Source organism: Mesorhizobium sp. WSM1293, from assembly GCF_000513875.1.
Taxonomy (GTDB): Bacteria; Pseudomonadota; Alphaproteobacteria; order Rhizobiales; family Rhizobiaceae; genus Mesorhizobium; species Mesorhizobium ciceri.
The window spans coordinates 66595-90323 of record NZ_AZUV01000011.1 but is presented as its reverse complement, the minus strand read 5'-3'; the positions used below and the strand labels follow the sequence as shown (position 1 = coordinate 90323).

Sequence of the window (23729 nt, the reverse complement as noted above, 5' to 3'; positions counted from 1 at the left end):
AAGCCGGTTGCGGTTCACCGGCTCAAGGCTGTGCGAACGAGACCAAGCCTTCGTCCTTGACCCGGCGGATGGTGAGCGCTGTGCGCACCGTGTCGACATTCGGGGTCGAGGTCAGTTCCTCGATGACGAAGGTCTGGAAGGCGCCGAGGTCGCTCGCCACGCAATGCAGGAGGAAATCGGATTCGCCCGACACCATCCAGGCGTCGCGTACGATCGGCCAGCCGCGGGTGCGCTCGGCAAAGATGCGCAGCTCGGCATCGGCTTGATGATGCAGGCCGACCAGGCAGAAGGCAACGACATCAAGGCCGAGCGCTGGTGCGTTGAGCAGAGCGCGGTAGCCACGGATGATGCCGGCTTCCTCCAGGCGCTTGACGCGGCGCAGGCATGGCGGTGCCGAAATGCCGACGCGGTTCGACAGTTCGACATTGGTCATGCGGCCGTCGCCCTGCAATTCGCGCAGGATCTTCCAGTCGATGGCGTCGAGGTCGGCCTTGAGCGGCATGGGGGCTCTCGATCCTGAGGGGCAATACGCAAGAATCTTGCGTGATTTTGTAATTAAACGACTTCGCTGTCCATTCCATCCTTCGCCCGGAATATTTCGCGGGATCCGCAGGCGACAGGGTGTGACAAAGCTTTCCGGGGACGAACTCCAACTTGCCTTGCTGGCGTCGTGGGCAACACTTACATTACGCGCGACAATGATCGAGTTTTCCATGCCGCAATTGCCGGCAGCCCTCCGCAGAGGCTTTAGATGACCACCAAGCACGCGCCCGTTCTCATCATCGGTTCCGGCCCGGCCGGCTATACGGCGGCGGTCTACGCCGCCCGCGCCATGCTGAAGCCGATGCTGGTCGCCGGCCTGCAGCAGGGCGGGCAGTTGATGATCACCACCGATGTCGAGAACTATCCCGGCTTCGCCGACCCGATCCAGGGTCCGTGGCTGATGGAGCAGATGCTGAAACAGGCCGAGCATGTCGGCACCGACATCATCAACGACATCATCACCGAGGTCGACCTCAACGTGCGACCGTTCCGTGCCAAGGGCGATTCCGGCACCACCTACACCGCCGACGCGCTGATCATCGCCACCGGCGCGCAAGCGAAATGGCTGGGCATCCCGACCGAGCAGGATTTTATGGGTTTTGGAGTCTCGGCCTGCGCCACCTGCGACGGCTTCTTCTACCGGGGCAAGGATGTCGCGGTGATCGGCGGCGGCAATTCGGCGGTGGAAGAGGCGCTCTATCTGTCCAATCTCGCCAAGAGCGTGACGGTGATCCACAGGCGCAGCGATTTTCGCGCCGAACGTATCCTGCGCGAGCGGCTTCTGAAGAAGGACAATGTCCGCGTCATCTGGGACACGATCGTCGACGAGATCACCGGTCGGCCCGGCAAGACGCCGCTGCCGCCCTCGGTCGAAGGGCTGAAGCTCAAGCATGCGGTGACCGGCGAGGTGTCGCACCTCAAGATCGACGGCGTGTTCGTGGCCATCGGCCATGCGCCGGCGGTTGAACTGTTCGCCGGCAAGCTCAAGCAGAAGCCGAACGGCTATCTGTGGACGGCGCCGGATTCGACCCGCACCGATGTGCCGGGCGTGTTCGCGGCCGGCGATGTGACCGACGATATCTACCGCCAGGCGGTGACGGCAGCGGGGCTTGGCTGCATGGCCGCACTCGAGGCGGAGAAGTATCTGGCCGGCATCGAAGTGCATCGCGAAGCGGCCGAGTAGAGAGTTCAGAGAGCGGCTTAGAAACGCCGTGTAAAAGCCTGATTTTTCATTCAGACGCCAAAACAGAACGAGGGGAATCATGGCGTTGGACTGGGACAAGCTACGCGTGTTTCACGCTGCGGCGGAGGCGGGGTCGTTTACCCATGCGGCCGAGACATTGCATCTGTCACAATCGGCGATCTCGCGGCAGGTCAGCGCGCTCGAGCATGATGTCGGCGTGCCGCTGTTCAACCGCCACGCCCGCGGGCTGGTGTTGACCGAGCAGGGTGAGATGCTGTTTCGCACGGCGCATGACGTGCTGATGAAGCTGGAGACCATCAAGTCCCGGCTGACCGAGACCAAGGATCGCCCGTCGGGCGTGCTGCGGGTAACGACGACGGTGGGGCTGGGCGCCGGCTGGCTAACCGAGCGGGTGCAGGAATTCATCGAACTCTATCCTGAAATCAGCCTGCAGTTGATCCTCGCCAACGAGGAGCTCGATCTCACCATGCGCCAGGCCGATTGCGCCATTCGGCTGCGCCAGCCGCAGCAGCCGGACCTGATCCAGCGCCGCCTGTTCACCGTGCATTTCCACCTCTACGCGGCCCCATCCTATGTCGCCAAGCATGGCAGGCCGTCTTCCGTCGCCGAGCTGAAGGCCCATCGCATCGTCACCTTCGGCGTGCCGGTGCCGTCGCATCTGTCGGAGCTGAACTGGCTGGAAACGGTCGGTGATTTCGAAGGCGGGCAAAGGGTGCCGACGCTGCAGATCAACGACATATTGTCGATCAAGCGGGCGGTGCAGGGCGGTGCCGGTATCGCCATGCTGCCCGACTATGTGATCAGCAAGGACTCCGACCTCGTGCAGCTGCTGCCGGAGACCGAGGTGCCGTCTTTCGACACCTATTTTGCCTATCCGGACGCGATGAAGAACCAGGCCAAGCTGCACGTGTTCCGGGACTTTATCATCGCCAAGGCGAGAAGCTGGTCATTCTAAGGACATGTCGATTGCCTGGCCCGACCTGAGCCTCAACATGCCCTGAGACGGCGCTGCCGGTTTCACCTACCCCCGCCAGGGCGACAGTCGAGGCAACCAGCCGGGTACGTTGCGGCGGTAGGCGTCGTATTCGGCGCCGTACCGATGAGCCAAAGTCGGCTCCTCGTAGAACCGCACGAAAGAGCCCATGGCGATCGCGCCGATGACCGCATAAGCGGCCAGCGTCCAGCTCGAGAACAGCAATGCCTGGCCGAGGATGATCGACAGCACGGCGACATACATCGGGTTGCGGACATGACGGTAGATGCCGCCGATCACCAGCCTCTCGGTTGGCGCGACCGGAGCGGGCGTGCCGAGGCCCTCAAGCGCGAATCGACCGAAGGCATGCAGCAGTGCTGCGATCGCGACGGCGATCAGAAGCCCGCCGACAGGGACAAAGCCCGGCAGACCAGACCACGGCAAGCCCCAGCGATCGGTCAACAGCCAGGGCACCAGCCCGGCAACCACGCAGGGCGCCGCGATGAAGAAGGCCGCACTGCCGGCGATCGCCGAAAACGTCCGCATTGGCTGCTTCCTCCCCGATTGCCTTAGAAATGCACGCCTGCTGCCTGCTTCCACATCATTGCCCGGTTTGGGCATTTTGAGCCGAAAGCCAGCCGAGATCGGCGATTCTGTAGTTGCAATTGCCCGATTCGGCGGCCCATTTCGACGATTCTGCTGGTCCTATTGGCTTCTGGAATGGGTTAGACCACAGCCTGCGTCTTTTTGCATGCGTGTGTTGCAAAATAGATGCTTGTTTCTTGGGCATGATGAGCACATATATAGATCATCTCCTGGGCGCGTTCTCCTCCCATTAGCGCCCTCGAGTGTTCCCCTCTGGAGGTTAGCCTTAACAGGCACTCCAATCAAACTCAGCCGGATCTTCATTGATCCGGCTTTTTTGTTGCCTGTGCTCTGCTGGGCCGGCAAAAAATTCCATCACAATTGCCACGTAACGGTGACATGTAACCTCTGGTAACATAGCCCGGACGCCCGCGACCTGCTATGTGGATCATAGGACGCGGTGTGGTTCGGACGGGAGATGGGGGCATCACTCGTACGGCCCGGGCTCAGGCGGCTACCGCGTCCGAACCGTTTTTTCCGCCGAACTCGGCGGCACCAAATGCGGCGGACCTGCCGTTTTACCTCCCAAGGAAACGGTCCGCGAACAAAACGACGTCCGGTCCCCGCCGGACGTCGTTTTCTTTTGTCCCCTCGAAGCAGTTCGAGAGGAACGCTACGCCATCAGGCAGCCTTGCCGTTGGTGTTCATCGCCTCGTCGGCCAGACGGCCGGTGAGTTCGGCCATGTGGTCGAAGACGGCACGGTAGCTGGCAACGCCCGCGGTCGCCGAGCGCAACTCGATGATAAGGTCGCCGATCTCGGCTTGCGGCATGGTTGCCTCGACGACATCCCATCCTGGCCAGCCAGGCCGCGCGTCGTAGCCGAGTATCTGGCCGCGCCGTTGCGGGATGAGAGCGATGATCTTCGAGGTGGCGTCGGAGGGTGTGACGATCTCGACCTTCATCACAGGCTCCAGGAGCACCGGCAAGCACGCGGCCATGCCTTCCTTCATTGCCAGCCTGGCCGCCATCTGGAAGGCCATGTCGGAGGAATCGACCGCATGGTAGGAGCCGTCCGACAGGTTGACTGCGACATCCACGACCGGAAAGCCCAGCGGTCCGGATTTCAGATAGTCGCGCACCCCGGTCTCGACCGACTGGATGTAGGTCTTGGGCACGACGCCGCCGGTGATGGTGTCGGTGAACTGGAAGCCGGAGCCGCGAGGCAGCGGCTTGATCTCGATCACCACGTCACCGAACTGGCCATGTCCGCCGGACTGTTTCTTGTGACGGCCGCGCTGTTGCGCCGATTTGCGGATCGTCTCGCGATAGGGCACCGCCGGCGGATGGCCTTCGACCGGTATCTGGTTCTTGCCTTCCAGCCGCTCGCGCACCACGCGCAGATGCATCTCGCCATGGCCCGACAGCACGGTTTCAGCCGAGTCCTGGTTGTGGCGCAGGCTGAGCGAGGGGTCCTCCTCGGCCAGCCGCTGGATGGCAGCCGACATCTTCACTTCGTCCTTGCGCTCCTTGGGACGGAGCGCGAAGGCGAAGACCGGCTGCGGCGGCTCGAACTGGACGAGCGGCTTGATGCCGCCCTTGGCCGAACTCAACGTCTGGCCGGTCTTGACCTCGTCCAGCTTGCCCAGCGCGACCGTATCGCCGGCCTTGGCGATGGAGAGCTTGGACTGGTCCTTGCCGAGCATCCGGTAGATGCCGGAAACCTTGGCCGTGTCGCCGCCGGGCAGCCAGAGTTCGGAACCGTCGACGACCTGGCCGGAGAGGATGCGCGACACCGACAGCTTGCCGCCATGCGAGGTGTGGATGGTCTTCATCACCTGGACCAGGGTAGCCGCGCCGTCGGGTGCACCGAGCCGCTTGCGGGTCGCCTCGATGTCGGGCGCGTCGTGGCGGATCGCCTTCAGGAGACGCAGCACGCCGTTGCCTTTCTCGGCGGTGCCGATCAGCACCGGGGTCACCGCGCCGTCGCGCAGGTCGGCGGCGAGATCGTCGAAGATCGCGTCCTTTGGCGGTTCGATCTCCTCGAGCAGCTGTTCCATCAACTGGTCATCATGGTCGGCCAGCGTCTCCAGCATCGAGAAACGCGCTTCGAGCTCGCGCGCCTTCTCGTCGCCGGGAATCTGCGCCACCTCGCTTTCGGCATATTCGCGATAGATGTAGGCGCGCTCCAGCGCCAGGTCGATCGAACCAATGACGACGCCGTCCTTGCGCAGCGGAATCTGGCGCAGCAGCAATGGCACGGCACTGGCCGGCTGCAGCATCTTCAGCGTGTCTCGCACGCCGGTGATTGCCTTGTCGACCTTGTTGAGAAACAGGATGCGCGGCACGCCAAGATCGTCGAGCTTGCGCATGATCAGTTGCAGGGCAGGGATCTTCTTTTCATCGGCCTCGGCCACGACCACCGCGAGGTCGCAGGCGGCCAGCACCGGTTCGGCTTCGAAAGAGAATTCGATGGAGCCGGGACAGTCGACGAAGGTGATCTGCTCGCCCATGAATTCGGTGGTGGCGATCGTCGCCTCGACGCTCATGGCGTGGGCGCGCGCCTCGGGCGAATGATCTGAAACGGTGTTGCCTGATGAAACGGGATTTTGTCGGGGAATTGAGCCCGTACGGGCCAATATGGCTTCGAGAAGTGTCGTCTTACCGCTTGCGAAGGGACCGACTATGGCAATGCATTTCGGTCCCGTGCGTCGTCCTCCGGCGCGAGTACCCATGACTGACCTCCACTCAGGCGTTTCCCGTAGGACCGACTGGCATGCATGGTTCAGGCGTGGTCAATCGGTCCTGAGCGGCGGCCGGCCTGTTCGACCGTCGCGGGCGGGGTTCTTTTCAAGTCCACCTGCCCAAAGCCATCGTCCCACTTGTTTGCCGGCAGGGCAAGGAAAATAGAAATCCTTTGCTCGGCCGTGGACCCGTGCTGGCCATATAGGGGGCTGGCAGCCGGAAGCTGTTGCACGTCGGCCGATATCGGCGGAAACTGAAGCAGGCGACCCGTCGCCCGCTGTTTTGAAGGACCATCGACCCATGAAGATCATTGCCTGCGGCAGCGTGCCGACCGTCATCGCGCCGGAAAAATACTTCACCGGCCGGGTGCTGCAGACGCCGATCATCGAGAAAGAGGCGCCGGCGCGGCTGCGAGCCACGCTGGTCAGCTTCGAGCCGGGCGCGCGCACCCACTGGCATACGCATCCGCTTGGCCAGACGCTCTACGTGACGGTGGGCGCCGGGCTTGCCCAGACGTGGGGCGGCCCGGTCCAGGAGATCAGGGCGGGCGACGTCATCTCGTTCGCGCCTGGCGAAAAACACTGGCATGGCGCGGCGCCGAAATCGGCGATGACGCATATCGCCATGCAGGAGGCGCTCGACGATGTCCATGCCGACTGGCTGGAAGCGGTGACATCGGAACAATATGACGGCTGAATGCTCAGTCCGCAGGAACCCGGCTTCTATTCAGCCGCGATATTATTAGAAGAGGGCGATTCGCGGCGAGTCCCGTACCATGGCGCAGGCCATACTCAATCGCCGGATCGACAGCGCCATGCCGCCCGTTCAACTGACCGTCGGTCAGTAATTTGCGAAACTCACGTCCGGACTAGCCATGTCAAAGCACCGTTTGCCCCTGGTCGCCGCTGTCTATCTTGGTTCGTTCGTGGCTCTGCTCGACGTCAGCATCGTCAATGTCGCGCTGCCGACCATCCAGCAGGCGTTGCAAACCGATTTCGGCGGCCTGCAATGGGTGGTCGACGCCTACACGCTGTGCCTGTCGGCCTTCATGCTGTCGTCCGGCCTGATCGGCGACCGCTATGGCCGCAAGCGCTCATGGCTGGCCGGCGTCGGCATCTTCGTGGCCGGCTCGCTGATCTGCGCCGTCGCGCCCAATTTGCCGGTGCTGCTGGCTGGCCGGGTCGTACAGGGCATCGCCGGCTCGCTGCTCATTCCAGGCGCGCTGTCGATCCTGACGCAAGCCTTTCCCGATGCGCGCCAGCGCGCCGGCGTCATTGGCGGCTGGGCGTCGTTCGCCGCCATCTCTCTGCTCGTTGGTCCCGTCCTCGGTGGCATCCTGGTCGAGACCGTCGGCTGGCAAAGCATCTTCCTGATCAACCTGCCGCTTGGTCTGATCACGATCGCGCTCGGTGCTGCTTCGATCAACGAGACGGCGCATCCCGAACATGCCCATCTCGATCTCGTCGGCCTGGCTCTCAGCATCCTGTGGCTGGGGGCGCTGACCTTTGGCCTGATCTCGGCCGGCGAGAATGGTTGGGGCGAGCCAAGGACGGTCACGGCGCTCATCGCAGGGGTCGTCGGCCTGGCTGCTTTCCTCGGCTTCGAGGCGCGCACGGCACGGCCGATGCTGCCGCTTGGCCTGTTCCGTGACGTCCGCTTTGCCGTCGCCAATGTCGCTTCGTTCGCGCTCGGCTTCACCTCCTATTCCAGCGTCTTCTTCTTCTCGATGTTCCTGCAGCAGGTGCAGGGCTGGTCGCCGACGCAGACCGGCCTGCGCATGGCGCCGGCCTTCATCGTCCAGATCGTGGTGTCGCCGTGGATCGGCAGGCTGAGCGCGCGCTATGGTCACTCCGCGCTGATGACCATCGGCTATGTTGCTATCGGCCTGTCCATGCTCGGCATGTGCTGGACCGGTCCTTCGACGTCCTACGCGACGCTGTGCCTTCTGTTCGCCATCGGCGGCCTCGGCAATGCGCTTGCAATCCCGACCGGCAGCGCTGCCGCCATGTCCTATGCGCCGCGCGAACGCTCGGGCATGGTGTCGGCGGTCATCAATGCCACCCGCCAGAGCGGTCTTGCCATCGGCATCGCCTTGCTCGGCGCCTTGATGAGCATGCGGGCAACCAACCTTTTGACCGGGTATCTCGGCGATGCCGGTGTCGCCAACGCGGAAGCGGTCGCTCGTGCTGCAATTTCGCGGCATGATTTCGCAACCGATGCGGCGATGGGCGAAAGCGGCGTGCATGAACTCTATGCTGCCGCCTATGCCGGCGGCTTCAATGCCGCCATGCTGACGGCAGCGATCGGCGCGTTCCTCACCGCCGCACTGCTGGTTGCCGTGCTGGCGCCGGCCGAGGCGCGCTCGGCCAAAGAGACCAAGCACGAGGCGTGAGGCTGACGGCCCATTGAAAACCCGGCAGTGAAGCCGGGTTCTGCGTTCAAAGCGCGCCGCTCAGGTCAGCGAAGCCGTAAAGCGCTGGATGCGCGTGCAGGCTTCCTCCAGAAGCGTCTCCGAGGTGGCGTAGGAGATGCGGAAGTTGGGGCCGAGGCCGAAGGCCGAGCCGAACACCACCGCGACGCCCTCGGCTTCGAGCAATTCCGAGCAGAAGGTTTCGTCGGTGTCGATCGGCTTGCCGGCCTTGGTCTTCTTGCCGATCAACTGGGCGCAGGAGGGATAGACATAGAAGGCCCCTTCCGGCGACGGACAGGTGATGCCGCGCGCCTGGTTGAGCATCGAGACGACGAGGTCGCGACGGCCTTGAAAGATCGCCTTGTTTTTGGCGATGAAATCCTGCGGGCCATTCAGCGCCTCGACGGATGCCCATTGCGCGATGGTGCAGGCGCCCGATGTCTGCTGACCCTGGATCATGTCCATCGCCTTGATCAGTTGGACCGGGCCCGCCGCATAACCGATGCGCCAGCCGGTCATTGCATAGGCTTTCGACACGCCGTTCATGGTCAGCGTGCGCTCGTAGAGCTTAGGCTCGACCTCGGCGATGGTCCTGAAGACGAAATCGCCATAGGTCAGGTGCTCGTACATGTCGTCGGTCAGCGTCCAGACATGCGGATGCTTCAACAGCACGTCGGCCAGAGCGCGCAGTTCGGCCTCGGTATAGGCGGCACCCGACGGGTTCGACGGCGAGTTCATCAGCAGCCATTTGGTCTTCGGCGTGATCGCCTTTTCCAGCACGGAAGCGGTCAGTTTGAAGCCGTTGTCGATCGAGGTGTCGGCAAACACGGAGGTGCCGCCGCAGATCGCCACCATCTCGGGGTAGCTGACCCAGTAGGGGCGAGGAATGATGACCTCGTCGCCGGGGTTCAGCGTCGCCATGAAGGCGTTGAACAGGATCTGCTTGCCGCCCGTACCGACGATGGTCTGCTCGGGCTTGTAGTCGAGATTGTTCTCGCGCTTGAACTTTTTTGCGATCGCCTCGCGCAGCGGCACGATGCCCGAAACCGGCGGATACTTGGTTTCGCCGCGGCGGATCGCCTCGATTGCCGCATTCTTGATGTTGTCGGGCGTGTCGAAATCCGGTTCGCCGGCGCCGAGGCCGATAATGTCACGGCCGGCATTTTTCAGCTCGCGCGCTTTCTGCGTGACCGCGATGGTGGCGGAAGGCTTCACGCGCGAAAGGGTGTCGGCAAGAAAGGCCATGAGCTTGACGTCTCCATGGAAGATCGGCGCGGCCAGGAGCGACCGCGGCGCTTCTCATGTCGCATGATTTCGCGCAACGCAAGCATTGTCGGCTGATCCAGATCTCAAGGAGCTGTGATCGGACCCGGGGTCGGCAACAATAAATTCATTAACGAGCGGTAGAGGCTTGAGTGGCAGGATCGCAGACCAATTGCGGAGCGAGGAACCGTGTCGCGCAGCGTCGGGCTTGCCCACATCATCCGTCAGGACGACGGCACCTCCACCGGTGTCTGGGGCATCTACACGTTGCAAAGCGCTTTCCAGCCGATCTTCGCCTTCAAGGAAGGCAAGCTGTCGGTGGTCGCGTTCGAAGGGCTGATCCGACCGTTCCGCGACGGCGAGCCACAATCGCCGATGAATTTCTTCTCGACCTGTCCGGCCGCCGACCGGCTGCATATCGAGGCGCTGACCAGGACGCTGCATCTTCTCAACGCCGGTGCCTGCCTGCCGCGGGAAGCGTCGATCTTTGTCAATTTCGACCCGTCGGTGTTCACCGAACGCACTGTTGCCGACGCTGCCTTGCGCGAGATGCGGCTCGTGCTGCACGAGGCCGGCATTGACCCGCGTCGGGTCGTCTGCGAGGTGACCGAGCAGCGGTCGGCGTCGCAGGAAGCCTTGCACGGCTTCGTCGCGGCACTGAGAGCCAACGGTTTCCGCATCGCCGTCGACGACTATGGCGCCGACGATTCCGACATCAACCGGGTCAAGGAGTTGAAGCCGGATATCGTCAAGTTCGATGCCTACTGGATCACGCAGCTGATGGAGTCCGGCGCCGGCTTCGCGTTGCTGACCACCATGGTGAAGAACTTCGAGGAGCAAGGCATCCATACGGTGTTCGAAGGCATCGAGGAGGGCTGGCAACTGGAGCTCGCCGAGAAATCGGGTGCGTCGATGGTGCAGGGTTTCGTGCTGGCGCGACCCGAATTGGCGCCGACCAGCTTTGGCGTCTTCGACAAGGCCGGGCAGGCGCCTGTCGCTGCTGCCGTCGACACGTCTGCTGCTGCCGTGGCAACGCCTTCGGCGCGGCCGGTCAAGGCCTTTGGGCGCCGCGTGGCGACATGAGAGGTGATCGGCGGCGCAATGTCGGCGATGCGATCCGGGTCGACGAAGTCGGCATCGAATACGGCATGTATGGCGAGTTCCGGCTGCGCAGCGCCTATCAGCCGATTTTCGCGCCGCGCGGCCGGTTCCTTCACGCGGTCGCGGCCGAAGCCCTGATCGAGCCGCACCGTGCGGGCCGCCCCGGCGCGCCAAAGATGTTCTTCGAAAGCGTTGCCGTCTCGGACCGGCTGTTTGTGGAAACCATGTGCCGGGCGCTGCATCTCAGGAATTTTCGCAATATCGGCGTCGACGGGCTCGACCTGTTCTTCAACTACAATCCGTTGATCAACGACCATGCCGGGCGGGCACTGGCCGAGATTCGCCTGATGACCAGGCATCTCGGCGAGTTCGGCCTGGCGCCGGCCATGCTGGTCTGCGAAATCACCGAACAGGCGGCGGACGACGCGCTTCTCGCGCGGCTGGTGCGCGAAATGCGGCGCGACGGCATCCGCATCGCCATCGATGATTTCGGCACCGGGCACTCGACCGAGGAGCGGGTGAGCCTGCTCAAGCCCGACATCGTCAAGATCGATGGCACCTGGTTCGCGGAGTTCTGTCGCCACGCTGCCGCTGAACGGTTCTTCCGCCCGCTGGTTTCCAGCTTGCATGACCGCGGCGCCAAGGTGCTGGTCGAAGGCATCGAGCAGCCCACCCATCTGCGCGTCGCGCTCGAGGGCGGCGTCGACCTGCTGCAGGGTTTTCTCCTCGCCCGCCCAGCCTTGGCGGGGACCGTTTTCGAGGAAGAGCCACTCAACATCGACACGCTGCTGGGTACCGGCGGCAATGTCGTCCCGCTGTTCGGCTAGGGGCGCCACTATTCACACATCAGCGGCGCTGATCGTCGCGACAAAACAAATCATTGGTTGAGTCCGCCGCCGCTGCGATAATCGCGCGGAGAGAGTGCTCGGGGGAACAGCCATGATACTTTACGGCATGATCGACAGCGGCAATTGTTACAAGCCGCGCCTGCTGATGGCGAAGCTTGGCCTGGCCTTCACCAACGTCGAGGTGAGTTCGCACACAGGCGACACACGCAAAGCCGACTTTGTCGCCAAGAACCCGAACGCCATGGTGCCGCTGCTCGAGTTCGACGATGGCCGGCGGCTGGCCGAATCCAACGCCATCCTGCTCTATCTCGCCGAAGGCACACGCTTCCTGCCGGCGGACAGGTATGAGCGTGGGCTCGCGTATCAATGGCTGTTCTTCGAACAATACAGCCACGAGCCCTACATCGCCGTGCGCAAGGCGCTGCTGACCTTTCCCGAACGTGCTGGGGATGCGACCCCGGAGCGGCTGGCGGTGACGCTGGAGCGCGGCAACAAGGCGCTCGGCGTGATGAACAGGCATCTGGAAAACAATGCCTTCTTCGCCGGCAGCGCGCTCAGCGTCGCCGACATCGCGCTCTATGCCTATACGCATACGGCGGAGCAGGGCGGTTTCCAGCTCGACGCCTATCCGGCGGTGTCGGCATGGCTTGGCCGCGTGGAAGCGGATCCGGGGCATGTGCCGATCGAGTGGGTGGGGTAGCCTTCTCCTCCTGAAGGAGGGGCTATTTCAACAAATGATCGGAGTCGGCGTGGGTGCCGACCCAGAACCAGATCACATCTTCATTGTTGCGTATGGCAACAGCCCGATAGTTTTCGTCAACTCGCGCCGACCAATAGCGACCGACCTGTTTGAAATGCAGTGAGGGATGAAAAGGATCGAACGCAGTCGGGCAAAACGCCTGTCCGCCTTTGCTCTGATTGACGATGGCAGTTTTTCATAAGCCTCCCAGAACGATGGAGAGGCGACGTGGTTCACAGAGGCCGCGTCCGACCAGCGCGATGGTCAGCCAGCGCCTGTTCGGCAAGCCTGTCCAAACGGCCCGCCTTCGCGTCGGCTTCCATCTGCCGGTCCCACATATCCGCCTGGAGCGCCTCGAACCAGGCGGCAAACGCCTTCAGTTCCTCGGGGCTCAGTTCGGCGACGGATTTTTCGATCTGCTCAAGTTTGGTCATGGCCGAATGGTACCACTACTGGGCTAAAAGTACCACAAGTTGGAACCATAGTGCGGGCTGCGCCACCTAACCCAGACAGCAAAAAAGGCGGGATAAATCCCGCCTTCCCATGCTTGGTAGCCTGATCGGGAGCGTCCGGTCCGGGCTGGCAGCTATCTGCTGATCCAGCTTGTCGGGTCTTTCCGCTCCAGCGCGCTTCTCGCGCGACTGTCAGTACATCCGTGACTTGCCGCGCGCCCCGAACTCTCGCCCGGCGCGCGCTATCGCAAAATCAGGCTGCCTTGCTCAGAGATCCAGCGGACGACTTGCCAGTGCGGCGGTCCTGCTCGATCTCGAAGTTGATCTTCTGGCCTTCGACCAGGGTCGACAGTCCAGCACGCTCGACAGCGGAGATGTGGACGAATACGTCCGCGCCGCCCGCGTCAGGCTGAATGAAGCCGAAGCCCTTGGTGGCGTTGAACCACTTGACCGTTCCAGTTGCCATTTAGATAGTCCTTCACATTTGCTTTAGATTGACCGGACCGAGGTCCAGCCGGTGTGCATCGAGATTTTGGAGATAGACGTCAGCAAACGCGATTATCGCGAGGCCCGGATCGATCGGCCGAAATATCAATGGAAGGCATATAGGCTGCTTTCGCACAAAAAACAAGACTGTGTGAGAAAGCCGTGATCAGGGCGCTGCCCAATGGCCGCCCCAATCGCGTGAGAGCGTCACGACGGATCGCGACGTCCCTGGGCGGCGGATCAGGGAGAGGACCATGAAAACCATTCTGCTTGCCGCCTGCCTGACGCTTGTCGCCGCTCAGGCTCAGGCGATCTCGCGCTACGACCCGACGCGTATGAGCTGCGGCAAGGTTCAGGCGACGATCGCCCGGCAGGGGGCGGTCATCCTGCGCTACCAGTCGAAGCGGGTGCCGGGACTGCCGCTCTACGACCGCTATGTGCAGAGCCAGCGATTCTGCAGCATGGGCGAGGTGAGGACACGAGCCTACGTGCCGAGCGCCGACACAAAGTCCTGCCCGGTCTACAACTGCAAGCGGCCGGACAACGACCGGCATTTCCGCCGGCGGTTCTTCCATAACAACTAGCGCTTGTCGACCGGCAGCCATTGCTCTCAATCCCGGATATGCTCCGTGAGCATGGATACGAATTGCGTCACCTTTTGCGGGCGAAAGCGCGCCGCCGGATAGACCACGTGAATGCCGCCGGAGGGCAGCGCCCAGTCGGGGAGCACGTGGACGAGGCGCCCCTGCGATAGATAGTCGACGACCAGATAGTCCGGCAGAACTGCCAGTCCGCCGCCGGCGAGCGTCGCTTCCAGTACGGCGGGCGTCGAGTTGATGGAGAACGCCTCGCGCAGGGTGATGGTGCGCGGCTCGGAATCGCCTCGGGTGAAGTTCCAGGTGAACGGCTTGCGAAGCACGGCATTGGCAACGAGCGGCAAGGAAGAAAGATCTTCCGGCTTGTCCACCCTGATCCCGGCCGCGAAATCCCGCGACGCGACCAGGATTTGCCGGAAGGTGCCGATGCGTCGCGCCTGCTGGCTGGAGTCATCCAGCCAGCCAACCCGGATGGACAGGTCGATCTTGTTGCCGATCAAGTCAATTATGGCATCGGAAATGACCAGTTCGACGCCGCAGGCCGGAAATCTCTGGCGAAAGCGGGCGGCGATCGGGGCCAGCACGATCGCGCCATAGTCATTGGACGCGGAAACACGCAGCACACCGGCCACCTCGGCGTTGGCCTCGCCAACCTCGGCGACCGCTTCTTCGACATCCCGCAGGATCAGAACGCAGCGTGCATGCAGAAGACGGCCTGCTTCCGTCGGCTCGACCCTTCGCGTCGTGCGCACGAGAAGCGTGGTCCGCAGCTCAGCCTCGAGGCGAGCGACTTGTTGGCTGACGACTGTTTTCGTGATGCCAAGCCGCTCGGCCGCGCGGGTAAAGGAACCTGCGTCGACCACGGTGGCAAAATAGGCGAGGCGATTGAGGTTTATCGATTCCACCACGAAGGCTCATTGTAAGCTTTCAACATACAGCTTGTATTATTACGGCCAATTTATTGATTAATCCAGAGGGCTTACCGTGCCGTCTACCGTCCGCCCTGCGGGCCCGTAGCCGCACCCGATCCCCTTTCATTCAACGGAGATATTCCATGTTCACGAGGAGACAGATCATGAAGACCTCATTGGTCCTCGGCGCAACCGCCGTTTTCGCGCCCATCGACAGCGGCCAGGCCGCCGGCGCCAAGCTTGGCTGGAAACACTTCCCGGCGGGTCCAAACGGTTTCTTCCGTGCGCCGGTGCTGCTGTCGGGGCCGAGCGAGGCCCTGTTGATCGACGGCGGCTTCACCTATCCGGACGGCAGGGCGCTCGCCGGTGCCATCAAGGCCACCGGCAAGAAGCTGACCACCATCTATGTCACTCAGTCTGATCCCGATTACTACTTCGGCCTGAAGCCGGTGCGGGACGCCTTCCCGGAGGCAAAAGTCATCGCTGCCTCCGCCACGCTGGAAGCCATCAAGGGCAATGTGGAGAAGAAGCTCGCCGTCTGGAGTCCGCAACTGAAGGAAAATGGCCCGCAGGCGCTTTCCGACATCGTCCTCCCCGAGGCAGTCGACGGCGCAACGCTGACGGTCGATGGCGAGACTGTAGAGATCGTCAATGCGGAAGAAGGATTGGCCAACCGCCGCTATCTGTTCGTGCCGTCGCTCAATGCCGTTTTCGGCGGGGTGATGATCTTCTCGGGCGTTCACGTCTGGACCGCCGACACGCAGACCAGGGAAAGCCGCGCCGCCTGGATCAAGACGCTGGACGCGATTGCCGCCCGCAAGCCCGCTGTCGTGGTGCCCGGCCACATGGCCCCCGATGCCGCGATCGGTCCTTCGGCGGTGGAGTTCACCAAGTCCTATCTCCTCACCTTCGAGGAAGAACTGGACAAGGCGGCAGACAGCGCCGCGTTGAAGGCCGCCATGGAGACCCGCTTCCCCGGCCTCGGTATGGGCGTCGCCCTCGATGTCGGATCCAAGGTCGCCAAGGGCGAGATGAAGTGGGGCTGACATGGCGACGAACCTCGATTTGATCCGTGGAACCTACGAGGGAACTTCCGAGGAGAACGGCCGCAATCTGCTGGCCGTTCTTTCCGCCGACATCGAATGGACCGAGGCGGAAGGATTCCCCTATGCCGGCACCTATGTCGGCATCGAGGCCCTGATGCAGGGGGTCTTCAAGCGGCTCGGCTCGGAGTGGATCGGATACCACGCCGACGTGCACAGCTTCATTGCCGATGGCGACCGGGTGGCGGCCTTCGGCGTGTATTCCGGTACATACAAGGCGACGGGAAAATCCATGACTGCCCCCTTCGCTCATCTCTACGAGCTGCGGGACGGCAAGATCATCCGCATGCGGCAGTATGTCGATACGGTGCTCGTTGCGCGCGCACTGGCCTGACACCGAAGCAACCGAGGGAGACATCCGTGCTGCAACTTAAATCCTTCGCGGCGGCCGCTTTCGTGGTCGCGGCGCTCACCGCCGCGGCGCATGCGGGAAACACCAAGCCGGTCAAGCAGGTGCTGCAACAGCATGAATTGACTCAAAAAAACAGGACGCTTGTCCTGAAAGCCTATCAGGCGCTGTTCGGCGACCATGACCTTACCGCGCTGGACCGCTATTGGGCCGAGGCTTACATTCAGCATAACCCGACGATGACGGATGGCCGAGACTCGGTCAAAAAGCTTCTCGAAAGCATGGGTGTCGCCAATTGGCCAAAACAAAAAGTCGACTTCAAGCGGGTGATCGCCGAAGGCGACCTCGTCATGACCCAGGTCGTTCAACCGAGGGCAGGCAACATGCCGGAGACCGTCATCGTGGACATTTTTCGCGTTGAAAACGGCAAGATCGCCGAGCATTGGGACGTGATGCAGCCGGTGCCCGCCAACCCGGTCAATAAGCGACCGATGTACTGATCCAGGCCTTCTGCCAGCGCCGGCCGCCGCTCAAAACCCGAACGATACCTGCGCCGGCGGCGGCGGGCCGACGCGCACGCCTTCCATGGCCAGCATCCTCTCCTTGGTGACCGAGCCGCCCGGCGCCGAGAAGCCGCCGATCTTGCCGCCGGCGGCAAGGATGCGATGGCAAGGGATGACCAGCGGCACCGGATTGGCTCCAAGGGCGGCCCCGGTTTCGCGGGCGAGCCCGGCATGGCCGGCGGTCTTGGCCAACTCGCCATAGGTGGTGGTTTCGCCGAAGGAGAGTTTTCGCGCCGCGTCGTAAATGGCGAGGCGGAAATCGTCGACGCCGTCGAGATCGACCGGTACGGCGGAGAAATCGACATCCTCGCCCGCCGCATAGGCCTTGATCGCTGCGATCAGCTCGACGACCCATGGCGGCTGCGCCGTGGCGCTGGAAACGCCGCCATGGCGCAGCAGGCGCCGTTCCACCGCTTCGCGGTTGCGTTCGGGCAGGCAGAGCCGGATCAGGCCCTTTTCGCTCCAGGCAATGCCCATGAAGCCGATCACTGTTTCTAACACTGCGTGGCCGGCCGTGATCGAAGCTGTCGTGACCATGATGCGTTCCTTCCCGCAAAGTGGCGAAATCCGGGATTCGTCCCAGTACATATCCGGAACAATATGGCATCGCCGCCCGCGTCTCGCCACCCGAAAACCACCTGATCGCCCCGATTGCCCGGCCTGAATCGCTGGTGTAAGGGATTTCTTAACAACCCGACAAACCGGACCCGAGCGCGGCTTGCCAGCAAAACTCAACCTTATCGCGATCGGCGTGATCCTGGCCGCCGCCGGCATCAGCGGCTGCACGTCGACCTCGCAGATGAAGTCCGCGCCTGCTCTCACCGAAACAGCGACCGCCGCCGGCGCTGATGCCGGCTTCACCGTGCCTCTGCCGGAGACGGTTTCGGTGCTGCCGGAATCATCGGGGATCGCCCCCGTTCAGACGGCCGAGCTGCCGCCCGATTCCGCCGCACAGCCGGCTGCGGCGACCGCCGCTTTTGCCGGATCGACACCGGCGGCACCAGCCGTGCCCGCGGTGATGACCGCCAATGCCTGGCAGGCGCCGCCGCCGGCAAATGCGAACGAACCGGTCAAGGCGGCCGAGACTTATACGACCGCGGGGCTGATCGTGCCGGCAACCGCCAAGGGCGACCGCATGCCCGGCGTCCAGCAGGTCGCCTATGTCGTGCCGCAGAACCCGGCGGCCCTGGTCCAGTTTCCGGCAGGGCCCGTGCAAGAAGAACACGCGACGGGCGTGCGTGGCGATGTCGAGCGGCTGATCGAGAAATATGCGGCGATCTATCAGGTGCCGGTGGATCTGGTGCGCCATGTCGTCAACCGCGAGAGCACCTTCAACCCGAAAGCCTACAACAACGGCCATTGGGGACTGATGCAGATCAAGCACGCGACGGCACGCGGCATGGGCTATGACGGACCGGCCAAGGGCCTGTTCGACGCCGAAACCAATCTAAAATACGCGGTCAAATATCTGCGCGGCGCCTGGCTGGTGGCCGGGGGCAACGCCAAGAAGGCCGACTGGCTCTATCAGACCGGCTATTATTACGACGCCAAGCGCAAGGGCCTGCTCGAGGCGACCGGCCTTGGCCGCGACCGCCAGCGCCGTCGCCTGCAACCCGACGCCTGAGTGCGATGCCTGAACCGCGCCCGCCGGCTCTGAACGACATCCGGCTGCGCAAGATCCTCGACGAGACGCTGGTTCCGCCGCACTGGCCCGACGGCTTTGTCATGCGCAGTTTCGAGCCTGGTGACGCGCCCGCCCTGCATGCGCTTTTGACGGAAGTGTTCGATGACGGCGCCGATGGTCCGTTCGACGAGTGGTGGCCGCGTATCGCGGACGATCCCGAATTCGACCCGGCGCTGTGCTTCCTCGTCATCGACGCCAAGGGCCGGCTGGCGGCGGCGGCGCTGTGCTGGACCCGCGCCTTCGTCAAGGATCTTGCCGTTCATCCCGAGGCGCGCGGCAAGGGTGTTGCCGAAGCGCTGATGTGGCACGCCTTCGCCGTTTTTCGCGAACGCGGCGCCGACCATGTCGACCTCAAGACCAACACGGTCGAGAATCCCGCCGCCGTCCGGCTCTATGAGCGGCTGGGTATGATGCCTGTCGCCTGGGAAGGCTAGGGTGTGCTGATATTCAGGTGATGCCGGCCCGCAAATGATCGCTTCCTGCGCTTCCGGTGCTCACGTACCCAAAAGTACGCTCCGCTCCCGGTTCTCGGAAACCACCATTTTCGACTCGGCCTGACCTGAATCTCAACACCCCCTGATGGGTGTCGCCTCACGCAGGAACGGCGCGATTTGGGAACCCAAAGCGCCGCTTCGCATTCAATGGGAGGTGAGGGCCTGACAAGCTGCCGGCGCGTGGAGTGTTTCCTGTCGCCGGCTGCGGAGGGACATCCGTCACCATGAAGTTTTCTCACGCATTCCTGGCGCTCGGCGTCGCCGCCATGCTGGTTGGTACGCCGGCGCGGGCCGTCGAGCTGTCGATGGTGTCGGGCGATACCGGCGACGGCATCAAGGTGCTGCGCGAGATCCTCGACCGTTACGAGAAAGACAGCGGCAACAAGGTCAACATCGTCGTCATGCCGACGTCCGGGACCGACCAGTTCGGCCAGTACCGGCTGTGGCTTGCCGCCGGAAACAGCGACATCGACGTCTACCAGACGGACGTGATCTGGGCGCCGCAGCTCGCCAGCCAGCTCGTCGATTTGACCGCAGCGACCAAGGAGATCGTGGCCGAGCATTTCCCGTCGATCATCCGGTCGCAGACCGTCAATGGCAAGCTCGTCGCCTTGCCGATCTTCACCGATGCGCCGGCGCTCTACTACCGCAAGGATCTCCTCGACAAATATGGCGCCAAGGTGCCGGCCACCTGGAAGGAACTGGCGGACACCGCCAGGCTGGTCATGGATAAGGAACGTGCAGCCGGCAATCGGGATATCTGGGGCTTCGTCTTTCAGGGCAACGCCTATGAGGGGCTGACCTGCGACGCGCTCGAATGGGTGATGTCGAATGGCGGCGGCCAGATCATCGAGCCGGACGGCTCCATCTCCATCAGCAATCCAAAAGCGGCGGCGGTGCTCGATATGGTCAAGGGCTGGGTTGGGACCATCGCGCCGCCCGGCGTGCTCGCCTACCAGGAAGAGGAATCGCGCGGCGTCTGGCAGACCGGCAACGCGGTGTTCATGCGCAACTGGCCCTATGCCTATGCGCTCGGCAACGGCGAGGGCTCGCCGATCAAGGGCAAGTTCGACGTGGCGCCGCTGCCGGCCGGCACCGGCGAAGGCGCCCGACCGGTCGCGACGCTGGGTGGCTGGAACCTCGCGGTCTCCAAATATTCGAAGCATCCGGATGCCGCGATCGAGCTGGTCAAGTTCATTGCCTCGCCCGCGATGCAGAAATACCGCGCGCTGAAGACGTCCAATCTGCCGACCATCCAGGCGCTGTATGACGATGCCGACATTGCCATGGAACACCCGATTATTCCGCGCTGGAAGCAGATCTTTCTCAATGCGGTGCCGCGCCCCTCGGCCGCGACCAGGATCAAATACAACGAGGCGTCGAGCCAGTTCTGGAACGCCGTTCACAACACTCTCTCGGGCGACGGCACTGCCGCCGACAATCTGGCCGACCTCGAAGCGACGCTGACCAAGCTGAAGGGCCGAGGCTGGTGACGATACTGGGACAGCCGGCCGGCGGGACCGCAGCGAGCGGAGCGAGATGACAGGGATGAAACCGGAAACAGCCAAGGCCGCGCACGCGCCGTTGAGGGCACAGCGCGTTCGCTCGGCGTGGCTTTTCCTGGCGCCAATGCTTCTGGTGCTCGCGGCGGCGGCCGGCTGGCCGCTTGCCCGCACGGTCTATTTCAGCTTCACCGACGCCTCGCTGGCCGATCTCGACGCGCGCCAATGGGTCGGCTTCGCCAATTACTTTTCGGTACTTCACATGCCAAGCGGCCGGACCCTCTATGACGGGTTGCTGGTCGACCCTGTCTGGTGGCGTGCCGTCTGGAACACGGTGCGCTTCACCGTGATTTCGGTGACCTGCGAGACCATCCTCGGCACCATCGTTGCCCTGGTTCTCAACGCCGAATTCCCAGGCCGCGGCATCGTCAGGGCGGCGATCCTGATCCCCTGGGCGATCCCGACGATCGTCTCGGCGAAGATGTGGCAATGGATGCTCAACGACCAGTTCGGCATCATCAATGTGGTGCTGCTCAATCTTGGCCTGATCAGCACCAAGATCGCCTGGACGGCTAACGCCGACACCGCGATGGCGGCGGTCCTCATCGTCGATATCTGGAAGGCGACGCCATTCATGACGCTGCTCATCCTGGCCGCGCTGCAGATGCTGCCGAGGGAGATCATCGAGGTCGCCAGGCTCGACGGCGCCAACCCCTGGCAGATCTTCTGGCGGGTGACCTTGCCGCTGATCCGCCCCGCGCTGTTGGTGGCGGTGATCTTCCGCGCGCTCGATGCGCTGCGTATCTTCGACCTGGTCTATGTGCTGACACCCAACAATGTGCACACCAAGTCGATGTCGGTGTTCGCCCGCGAGAACCTGTTCGAGTTCGACAAGTTCGCCTATGGCTCCGCCGCCTCGACCCTGCTCTTCCTCATTCTCGCTCTGCTTACCATCGTCACCATCCGGATCGGCCGGATCAGCCTGGACGGGGACCGCTGAGATGTGGATCGTGAAGCGCACGGCCTTTTACCTGCTGGTCGCGGTCATCGTCTTCGTCGCGGTGTTCCCGTTCTATTACGCGATCGTCACCAGCCTGAAATCCGGGACCGATCTGTTCCGGGCTGATCTGTGGCCAACGACGATCAGTTTCGCCAATTACCGGAATGTGCTGATCGAGGGCGCCTTCGTGCGCAACCTCGCGAACTCGCTCTTCGTCTCCGGCGCAGTCGTCGCGCTGTCGCTGTTGCTCGGCGTCACATCAGCCTACGCGCTGGCGCGCATTCGATTCCGCGGCCGCTCGGCCCTGCTGTTCATCATCCTGTCGGTGTCGATGTTCCCGCAGGTGGCGCTGCTGGCCGGGCTGTTCGAACTGGTCCGCATCTTCGGCCTCTACAATTCGCTGTTCGCGCTGATCTTCTCCTACATGATCTTCACCTTGCCGTTCACCGTCTGGGTGCTCACCACCTTCGTCCGCGACCTGCCGGTCGAGGTCGAGGAGGCGGCGATCCTCGACGGCGCCACGCCGTGGATCATCGTCACCCGGGTCTTCCTGCCGCTGATGTGGCCGGCGCTGGCGACCACCGGCCTGCTGGCCTTCATCGGTGCGTGGAACGAGTTCCTGTTTGCCCTGACCTTCACCTCCAACAACGCACAGCGGACCGTGCCGGTCGCGATCGCGCTGCTCTCCGGCAACTCGCAGTTCGAGATCCCCTGGGGCAACATCATGGCGGCCTCGGTGATCGTCACGGTGCCGCTGGTGGTGCTGGTGCTGATCTTCCAGCGCAAGATCGTCTCCGGCCTGACCGCCGGCGGGGTCAAGGGGTGAGGAACGGTCAGCGTAGTGCGGACCGTTGTCAGATGTCCGGCGCGTTGCCGATCTTCTGCTTGAGATCAAGCGCCCAGGTGCGGCCTTCATCGCCGCCCCACAGCAGCCAGGCGATGTAGCCGGCCGAAGGGTTCTGCTCATTGCCGTAGTTCCTGCCGCGCTTGTCGACCTCGTGGCGGGCGAAATAGCTGACCATGCGGCGAATGGTGGAGGGCGCGAGCTTTTCCCGGTTCTTCAGTTCGGTGGCGCGGGCGACGCCGATCTCGGTGCCGCCGCGGCCGAATTCTCCGCGCAGTCTGAGGCCCTTGGCGGCATTGTCGGCCACCACTTGCGGGCAGCGCAGATCGATCTCGTCGTCGTGCATTTCGTCCCCCGGATCACGCTGCCCGAACAGGGATTACGACATCTCACCATGCGCAATAAATGTCGGAGCCGATCACCGCCAAACGTCCTTGGGTCGCAGAGCAACCGCGCCGGGACGCCGGCGCCGCGACTTGAAGGAGCCGATTATGATCACCTTTCCCAACGAATCCGCGAAATACCGCACCGCGCGCGAAAAATTGCTGAAGAAGGAAATCGAGCTGCGCCGCGCCATGGAAGAGGTCGCCGAGGCCCGGCGCGCGCTGCCGCCGGGCGGGCTGATCCGCCAGGACTATGAATTCGACGCACTGGATGCCCAGGGCAAGCCCGCGAAGACAAGGCTGTCGGAGCTGTTCGCGCCCGGCAAGAACAGCCTGATCCTCTACAACATGATGTTTCCGCGTCACCCGCAGGAGAAGCGCGACGTCGCGACCAGCGGCGGCACGGCCAGGCTTGCCCGGCAGGACCAGCCATGTCCGTCCTGTACGGCGCTACTCGACCAGTTCGACGGCGCCGTCGGCCATCTCCAGGCGGCCGGCTTCAATTTCGCGGTGGTGGGCAAGACCGCGCTCGAAAACCTGGTCACGCTCGGCCGCGATCGGGGCTGGCGCAACATGCGGCTGGTGTCTTCGGCGGCCAACAGCTTCAAGCGCGACTACAATGCGGAGGCGGCCGACGGCTCACAGATCCCGCTGCTGTCGGTGTTTCACCGCGACCCCGAAGGCATACGCCATTTCTGGAGTTCGGAACTGGATTTCGCACCGACGGAGCCCGGTCAGGATCCGCGTGGCCTCGGCACCTGCGAAACGCTGTGGAACCTGATGGATTTCACGCCGGAAGGTCGGCCGAGCTGGAACGAGCAGCTGCAATATGGCGAGGCGTGTTGCCACTGAAAGGTAGCTCTGGTTAGCCCGCCGCGGTTCGGGTAATCGAGGCGATACGCGCAGGCTTCTTCCTTATGACCTGCAACCGGAGTGCCCAAGCGACGTTGGAT

General features: G+C 63.2%; 26 protein-coding genes and 1 pseudogene. 17 read left to right on the top strand and 10 right to left on the bottom strand.

Annotation, left to right across the window (positions count from 1 at the left end):
- Positions 1 to 22: 22 nt before the first annotated feature.
- Entirely contained in the window at positions 23 to 502 is a 480-nt protein-coding gene (locus M729_RS0115410; RefSeq protein ID WP_023809735.1) for an Lrp/AsnC family transcriptional regulator, read from the bottom strand.
- Between the two features lie 249 nt (positions 503 to 751).
- Between M729_RS0115410 and trxB the strand changes: the two genes are divergently transcribed.
- Positions 752 to 1726 (top strand): thioredoxin-disulfide reductase, encoded by a 975-nt coding sequence (trxB, locus tag M729_RS0115405; protein ID WP_013530078.1) that lies wholly within the window; start codon positions 752 to 754, stop codon positions 1724 to 1726.
- Between the two features lie 79 nt (positions 1727 to 1805).
- Positions 1806 to 2702, top strand: coding sequence for a LysR family transcriptional regulator (locus M729_RS0115400; RefSeq protein ID WP_013530079.1), 897 nt, complete (start codon positions 1806 to 1808; stop codon positions 2700 to 2702).
- A 66-nt stretch (positions 2703 to 2768) separates the two neighbouring features.
- Here M729_RS0115400 and M729_RS0115395 read toward each other — a convergent pair whose 3' ends face one another.
- Together M729_RS0115395 and M729_RS0115390 are read right to left on the bottom strand one after the other, a co-directional pair.
- Entirely contained in the window at positions 2769 to 3266 is a 498-nt protein-coding gene (locus M729_RS0115395; RefSeq protein WP_027162108.1) for an isoprenylcysteine carboxylmethyltransferase family protein, read from the bottom strand.
- Between the two features lie 720 nt (positions 3267 to 3986).
- Positions 3987 to 6038 carry an elongation factor G gene (locus tag M729_RS0115390; protein ID WP_013530081.1) on the bottom strand — a complete coding sequence of 684 codons (2052 nt, stop codon included), beginning with the start codon at positions 6036 to 6038 and terminating at the stop codon, positions 3987 to 3989.
- Between the two features lie 310 nt (positions 6039 to 6348).
- Here M729_RS0115390 and M729_RS0115385 point away from each other — a divergent pair, with 310 nt between their 5' ends.
- Both M729_RS0115385 and M729_RS01000000135225 read left to right on the top strand, forming a co-directional pair.
- The gene (locus tag M729_RS0115385; protein ID WP_027162107.1) at positions 6349 to 6744 is read left to right on the top strand and encodes a cupin domain-containing protein; all 396 of its coding nucleotides are present in this window, start codon (positions 6349 to 6351) and stop codon (positions 6742 to 6744) included.
- Positions 6745 to 6922: 178 nt separating this feature from the next.
- A complete protein-coding gene (locus tag M729_RS01000000135225) occupies positions 6923 to 8440 on the top strand; it encodes an MFS transporter (protein WP_084652649.1) in 1518 nt (505 codons plus the stop codon).
- A 60-nt stretch (positions 8441 to 8500) separates the two neighbouring features.
- On the opposite strand, the gene M729_RS0115375 is transcribed toward M729_RS01000000135225, so the two are convergent.
- The gene (locus M729_RS0115375) at positions 8501 to 9703 is read right to left on the bottom strand and encodes a pyridoxal phosphate-dependent aminotransferase (protein WP_027162106.1); all 1203 of its coding nucleotides are present in this window, start codon (positions 9701 to 9703) and stop codon (positions 8501 to 8503) included.
- Positions 9704 to 9910: 207 nt separating this feature from the next.
- On the opposite strand from M729_RS0115375, the gene M729_RS0115370 reads away from it, so the two are divergent.
- The 3 genes from M729_RS0115370 (at position 9911) to M729_RS0115360 (ending at position 12370) form a co-directional block, all read left to right on the top strand.
- Positions 9911 to 10804: an EAL domain-containing protein gene (locus M729_RS0115370; RefSeq protein ID WP_013530085.1), complete on the top strand. Its 894-nt coding sequence runs from the start codon at positions 9911 to 9913 to the stop codon at positions 10802 to 10804.
- Positions 10801 to 11649 carry an EAL domain-containing protein gene (locus M729_RS0115365; RefSeq protein ID WP_027162105.1) on the top strand — a complete coding sequence of 283 codons (849 nt, stop codon included), beginning with the start codon at positions 10801 to 10803 and terminating at the stop codon, positions 11647 to 11649. Before M729_RS0115370 ends, M729_RS0115365 begins: the two co-directional genes overlap by 4 nt.
- A gap of 112 nt (positions 11650 to 11761) precedes the next feature.
- Positions 11762 to 12370, top strand: coding sequence for a glutathione S-transferase family protein (locus M729_RS0115360; RefSeq protein ID WP_013530087.1), 609 nt, complete (start codon positions 11762 to 11764; stop codon positions 12368 to 12370).
- Positions 12371 to 12392: 22 nt separating this feature from the next.
- On the opposite strand, the pseudogene M729_RS1000000139275 reads toward M729_RS0115360, so the two are convergent.
- The 3 genes and pseudogenes from M729_RS1000000139275 to M729_RS0115345 all read right to left on the bottom strand — a co-directional run bounded on the left by M729_RS1000000139275 (position 12393) and on the right by M729_RS0115345 (position 13327).
- A pseudogene (locus M729_RS1000000139275) lies at positions 12393 to 12646 on the bottom strand (hypothetical protein).
- Entirely contained in the window at positions 12643 to 12843 is a 201-nt protein-coding gene (locus tag M729_RS0115350; RefSeq protein ID WP_013530089.1) for a hypothetical protein, read from the bottom strand. Before M729_RS0115350 ends, M729_RS1000000139275 begins: the two are co-directional and overlap by 4 nt.
- Before the next feature lie 271 nt (positions 12844 to 13114).
- Positions 13115 to 13327 (bottom strand): cold-shock protein, encoded by a 213-nt coding sequence (locus tag M729_RS0115345; RefSeq protein ID WP_010910991.1) that lies wholly within the window; start codon positions 13325 to 13327, stop codon positions 13115 to 13117.
- A gap of 274 nt (positions 13328 to 13601) precedes the next feature.
- On the opposite strand from M729_RS0115345, the gene M729_RS0115335 reads away from it, so the two are divergent.
- Entirely contained in the window at positions 13602 to 13931 is a 330-nt protein-coding gene (locus tag M729_RS0115335) for a hypothetical protein (protein WP_027162103.1), read from the top strand.
- A 26-nt stretch (positions 13932 to 13957) separates the two neighbouring features.
- On the opposite strand, the gene M729_RS0115330 is transcribed toward M729_RS0115335, so the two are convergent.
- Entirely contained in the window at positions 13958 to 14848 is an 891-nt protein-coding gene (locus M729_RS0115330; protein ID WP_024504141.1) for a LysR family transcriptional regulator, read from the bottom strand.
- A gap of 149 nt (positions 14849 to 14997) precedes the next feature.
- Between M729_RS0115330 and M729_RS0115325 the strand changes: the two genes are divergently transcribed.
- Genes M729_RS0115325 through M729_RS0115315 form a run of 3 tightly spaced genes read left to right on the top strand, consistent with a single transcriptional unit; the run spans position 14998 to position 16806 of the window.
- A complete protein-coding gene (locus M729_RS0115325) occupies positions 14998 to 15900 on the top strand; it encodes an MBL fold metallo-hydrolase (protein WP_027162102.1) in 903 nt (300 codons plus the stop codon).
- Between the two features lies 1 nt (position 15901).
- Positions 15902 to 16291: a nuclear transport factor 2 family protein gene (locus tag M729_RS0115320; protein ID WP_013530093.1), complete on the top strand. Its 390-nt coding sequence runs from the start codon at positions 15902 to 15904 to the stop codon at positions 16289 to 16291.
- A gap of 26 nt (positions 16292 to 16317) precedes the next feature.
- Complete coding sequence (locus tag M729_RS0115315) at positions 16318 to 16806, top strand: nuclear transport factor 2 family protein (protein ID WP_027162101.1); 489 nt, start codon at positions 16318 to 16320, stop codon at positions 16804 to 16806.
- Between the two features lie 30 nt (positions 16807 to 16836).
- Here the strand turns inward: M729_RS0115315 and M729_RS0115310 are convergent, their stop codons facing one another.
- The gene (locus M729_RS0115310) at positions 16837 to 17406 is read right to left on the bottom strand and encodes a methylated-DNA--[protein]-cysteine S-methyltransferase (protein WP_027162100.1); all 570 of its coding nucleotides are present in this window, start codon (positions 17404 to 17406) and stop codon (positions 16837 to 16839) included.
- Positions 17407 to 17587: 181 nt separating this feature from the next.
- Here M729_RS0115310 and M729_RS0115305 point away from each other — a divergent pair, with 181 nt between their 5' ends.
- From M729_RS0115305 to M729_RS0115285, 5 genes are all read left to right on the top strand, one after another.
- Positions 17588 to 18493 (top strand): lytic transglycosylase domain-containing protein, encoded by a 906-nt coding sequence (locus M729_RS0115305; RefSeq protein WP_027162099.1) that lies wholly within the window; start codon positions 17588 to 17590, stop codon positions 18491 to 18493.
- A gap of 5 nt (positions 18494 to 18498) precedes the next feature.
- Positions 18499 to 18987, top strand: a complete 489-nt coding sequence (locus M729_RS0115300; RefSeq protein WP_024504138.1) for a GNAT family N-acetyltransferase — start codon at positions 18499 to 18501, stop codon at positions 18985 to 18987.
- Between the two features lie 284 nt (positions 18988 to 19271).
- Positions 19272 to 20540: an ABC transporter substrate-binding protein gene (locus M729_RS0115295; protein WP_027162098.1), complete on the top strand. Its 1269-nt coding sequence runs from the start codon at positions 19272 to 19274 to the stop codon at positions 20538 to 20540.
- Positions 20541 to 20586: 46 nt separating this feature from the next.
- Positions 20587 to 21549 carry a sugar ABC transporter permease gene (locus tag M729_RS0115290; protein ID WP_050596268.1) on the top strand — a complete coding sequence of 321 codons (963 nt, stop codon included), beginning with the start codon at positions 20587 to 20589 and terminating at the stop codon, positions 21547 to 21549.
- Position 21550: 1 nt separating this feature from the next.
- On the top strand, positions 21551 to 22375 hold the full coding sequence (locus M729_RS0115285) for a carbohydrate ABC transporter permease (RefSeq protein ID WP_027162096.1): 825 nt from the start codon (positions 21551 to 21553) through the stop codon (positions 22373 to 22375).
- A gap of 28 nt (positions 22376 to 22403) precedes the next feature.
- On the opposite strand, the gene M729_RS0115280 is transcribed toward M729_RS0115285, so the two are convergent.
- On the bottom strand, positions 22404 to 22739 hold the full coding sequence (locus M729_RS0115280; protein WP_013530101.1) for a hypothetical protein: 336 nt from the start codon (positions 22737 to 22739) through the stop codon (positions 22404 to 22406).
- Positions 22740 to 22884: 145 nt separating this feature from the next.
- Between M729_RS0115280 and M729_RS0115275 the strand changes: the two genes are divergently transcribed.
- Complete coding sequence (locus M729_RS0115275) at positions 22885 to 23628, top strand: DUF899 family protein (RefSeq protein WP_032808587.1); 744 nt, start codon at positions 22885 to 22887, stop codon at positions 23626 to 23628.
- Positions 23629 to 23729 lie beyond the last annotated feature (101 nt).

What these genes read in the sequence shown, in the direction of transcription:
- M729_RS0115290 (WP_050596268.1), top strand. Translation starts at nt 20,587, where the DNA reads ATGACAGGGATGAAACCGGAAACAGCCAAGGCCGCGCACGCGCCGTTG.
- M729_RS0115345 (WP_010910991.1), bottom strand. Translation starts at nt 13,327, where the DNA reads ATGGCAACTGGAACGGTCAAGTGGTTCAACGCCACCAAGGGCTTCGGC.
- M729_RS0115325 (WP_027162102.1), top strand. Translation starts at nt 14,998, where the DNA reads ATGTTCACGAGGAGACAGATCATGAAGACCTCATTGGTCCTCGGCGCA.
- M729_RS0115385 (WP_027162107.1), top strand. Translation starts at nt 6,349, where the DNA reads ATGAAGATCATTGCCTGCGGCAGCGTGCCGACCGTCATCGCGCCGGAA.
- M729_RS0115400 (WP_013530079.1), top strand. Translation starts at nt 1,806, where the DNA reads ATGGCGTTGGACTGGGACAAGCTACGCGTGTTTCACGCTGCGGCGGAG.
- M729_RS0115310 (WP_027162100.1), bottom strand. Translation starts at nt 17,406, where the DNA reads ATGGTCACGACAGCTTCGATCACGGCCGGCCACGCAGTGTTAGAAACA.
- M729_RS0115360 (WP_013530087.1), top strand. Translation starts at nt 11,762, where the DNA reads ATGATACTTTACGGCATGATCGACAGCGGCAATTGTTACAAGCCGCGC.
- M729_RS0115365 (WP_027162105.1), top strand. Translation starts at nt 10,801, where the DNA reads ATGAGAGGTGATCGGCGGCGCAATGTCGGCGATGCGATCCGGGTCGAC.
- M729_RS0115350 (WP_013530089.1), bottom strand. Translation starts at nt 12,843, where the DNA reads ATGACCAAACTTGAGCAGATCGAAAAATCCGTCGCCGAACTGAGCCCC.
- M729_RS0115390 (WP_013530081.1), bottom strand. Translation starts at nt 6,038, where the DNA reads ATGGGTACTCGCGCCGGAGGACGACGCACGGGACCGAAATGCATTGCC.
- M729_RS0115285 (WP_027162096.1), top strand. Translation starts at nt 21,551, where the DNA reads ATGTGGATCGTGAAGCGCACGGCCTTTTACCTGCTGGTCGCGGTCATC.
- M729_RS0115280 (WP_013530101.1), bottom strand. Translation starts at nt 22,739, where the DNA reads ATGCACGACGACGAGATCGATCTGCGCTGCCCGCAAGTGGTGGCCGAC.
- M729_RS0115295 (WP_027162098.1), top strand. Translation starts at nt 19,272, where the DNA reads ATGAAGTTTTCTCACGCATTCCTGGCGCTCGGCGTCGCCGCCATGCTG.
- M729_RS0115410 (WP_023809735.1), bottom strand. Translation starts at nt 502, where the DNA reads ATGCCGCTCAAGGCCGACCTCGACGCCATCGACTGGAAGATCCTGCGC.
- M729_RS0115375 (WP_027162106.1), bottom strand. Translation starts at nt 9,703, where the DNA reads ATGGCCTTTCTTGCCGACACCCTTTCGCGCGTGAAGCCTTCCGCCACC.
- M729_RS01000000135225 (WP_084652649.1), top strand. Translation starts at nt 6,923, where the DNA reads ATGTCAAAGCACCGTTTGCCCCTGGTCGCCGCTGTCTATCTTGGTTCG.
- M729_RS0115300 (WP_024504138.1), top strand. Translation starts at nt 18,499, where the DNA reads ATGCCTGAACCGCGCCCGCCGGCTCTGAACGACATCCGGCTGCGCAAG.
- M729_RS0115395 (WP_027162108.1), bottom strand. Translation starts at nt 3,266, where the DNA reads ATGCGGACGTTTTCGGCGATCGCCGGCAGTGCGGCCTTCTTCATCGCG.
- M729_RS0115335 (WP_027162103.1), top strand. Translation starts at nt 13,602, where the DNA reads ATGAAAACCATTCTGCTTGCCGCCTGCCTGACGCTTGTCGCCGCTCAG.
- M729_RS0115275 (WP_032808587.1), top strand. Translation starts at nt 22,885, where the DNA reads ATGATCACCTTTCCCAACGAATCCGCGAAATACCGCACCGCGCGCGAA.
- trxB (WP_013530078.1), top strand. Translation starts at nt 752, where the DNA reads ATGACCACCAAGCACGCGCCCGTTCTCATCATCGGTTCCGGCCCGGCC.
- M729_RS0115320 (WP_013530093.1), top strand. Translation starts at nt 15,902, where the DNA reads ATGGCGACGAACCTCGATTTGATCCGTGGAACCTACGAGGGAACTTCC.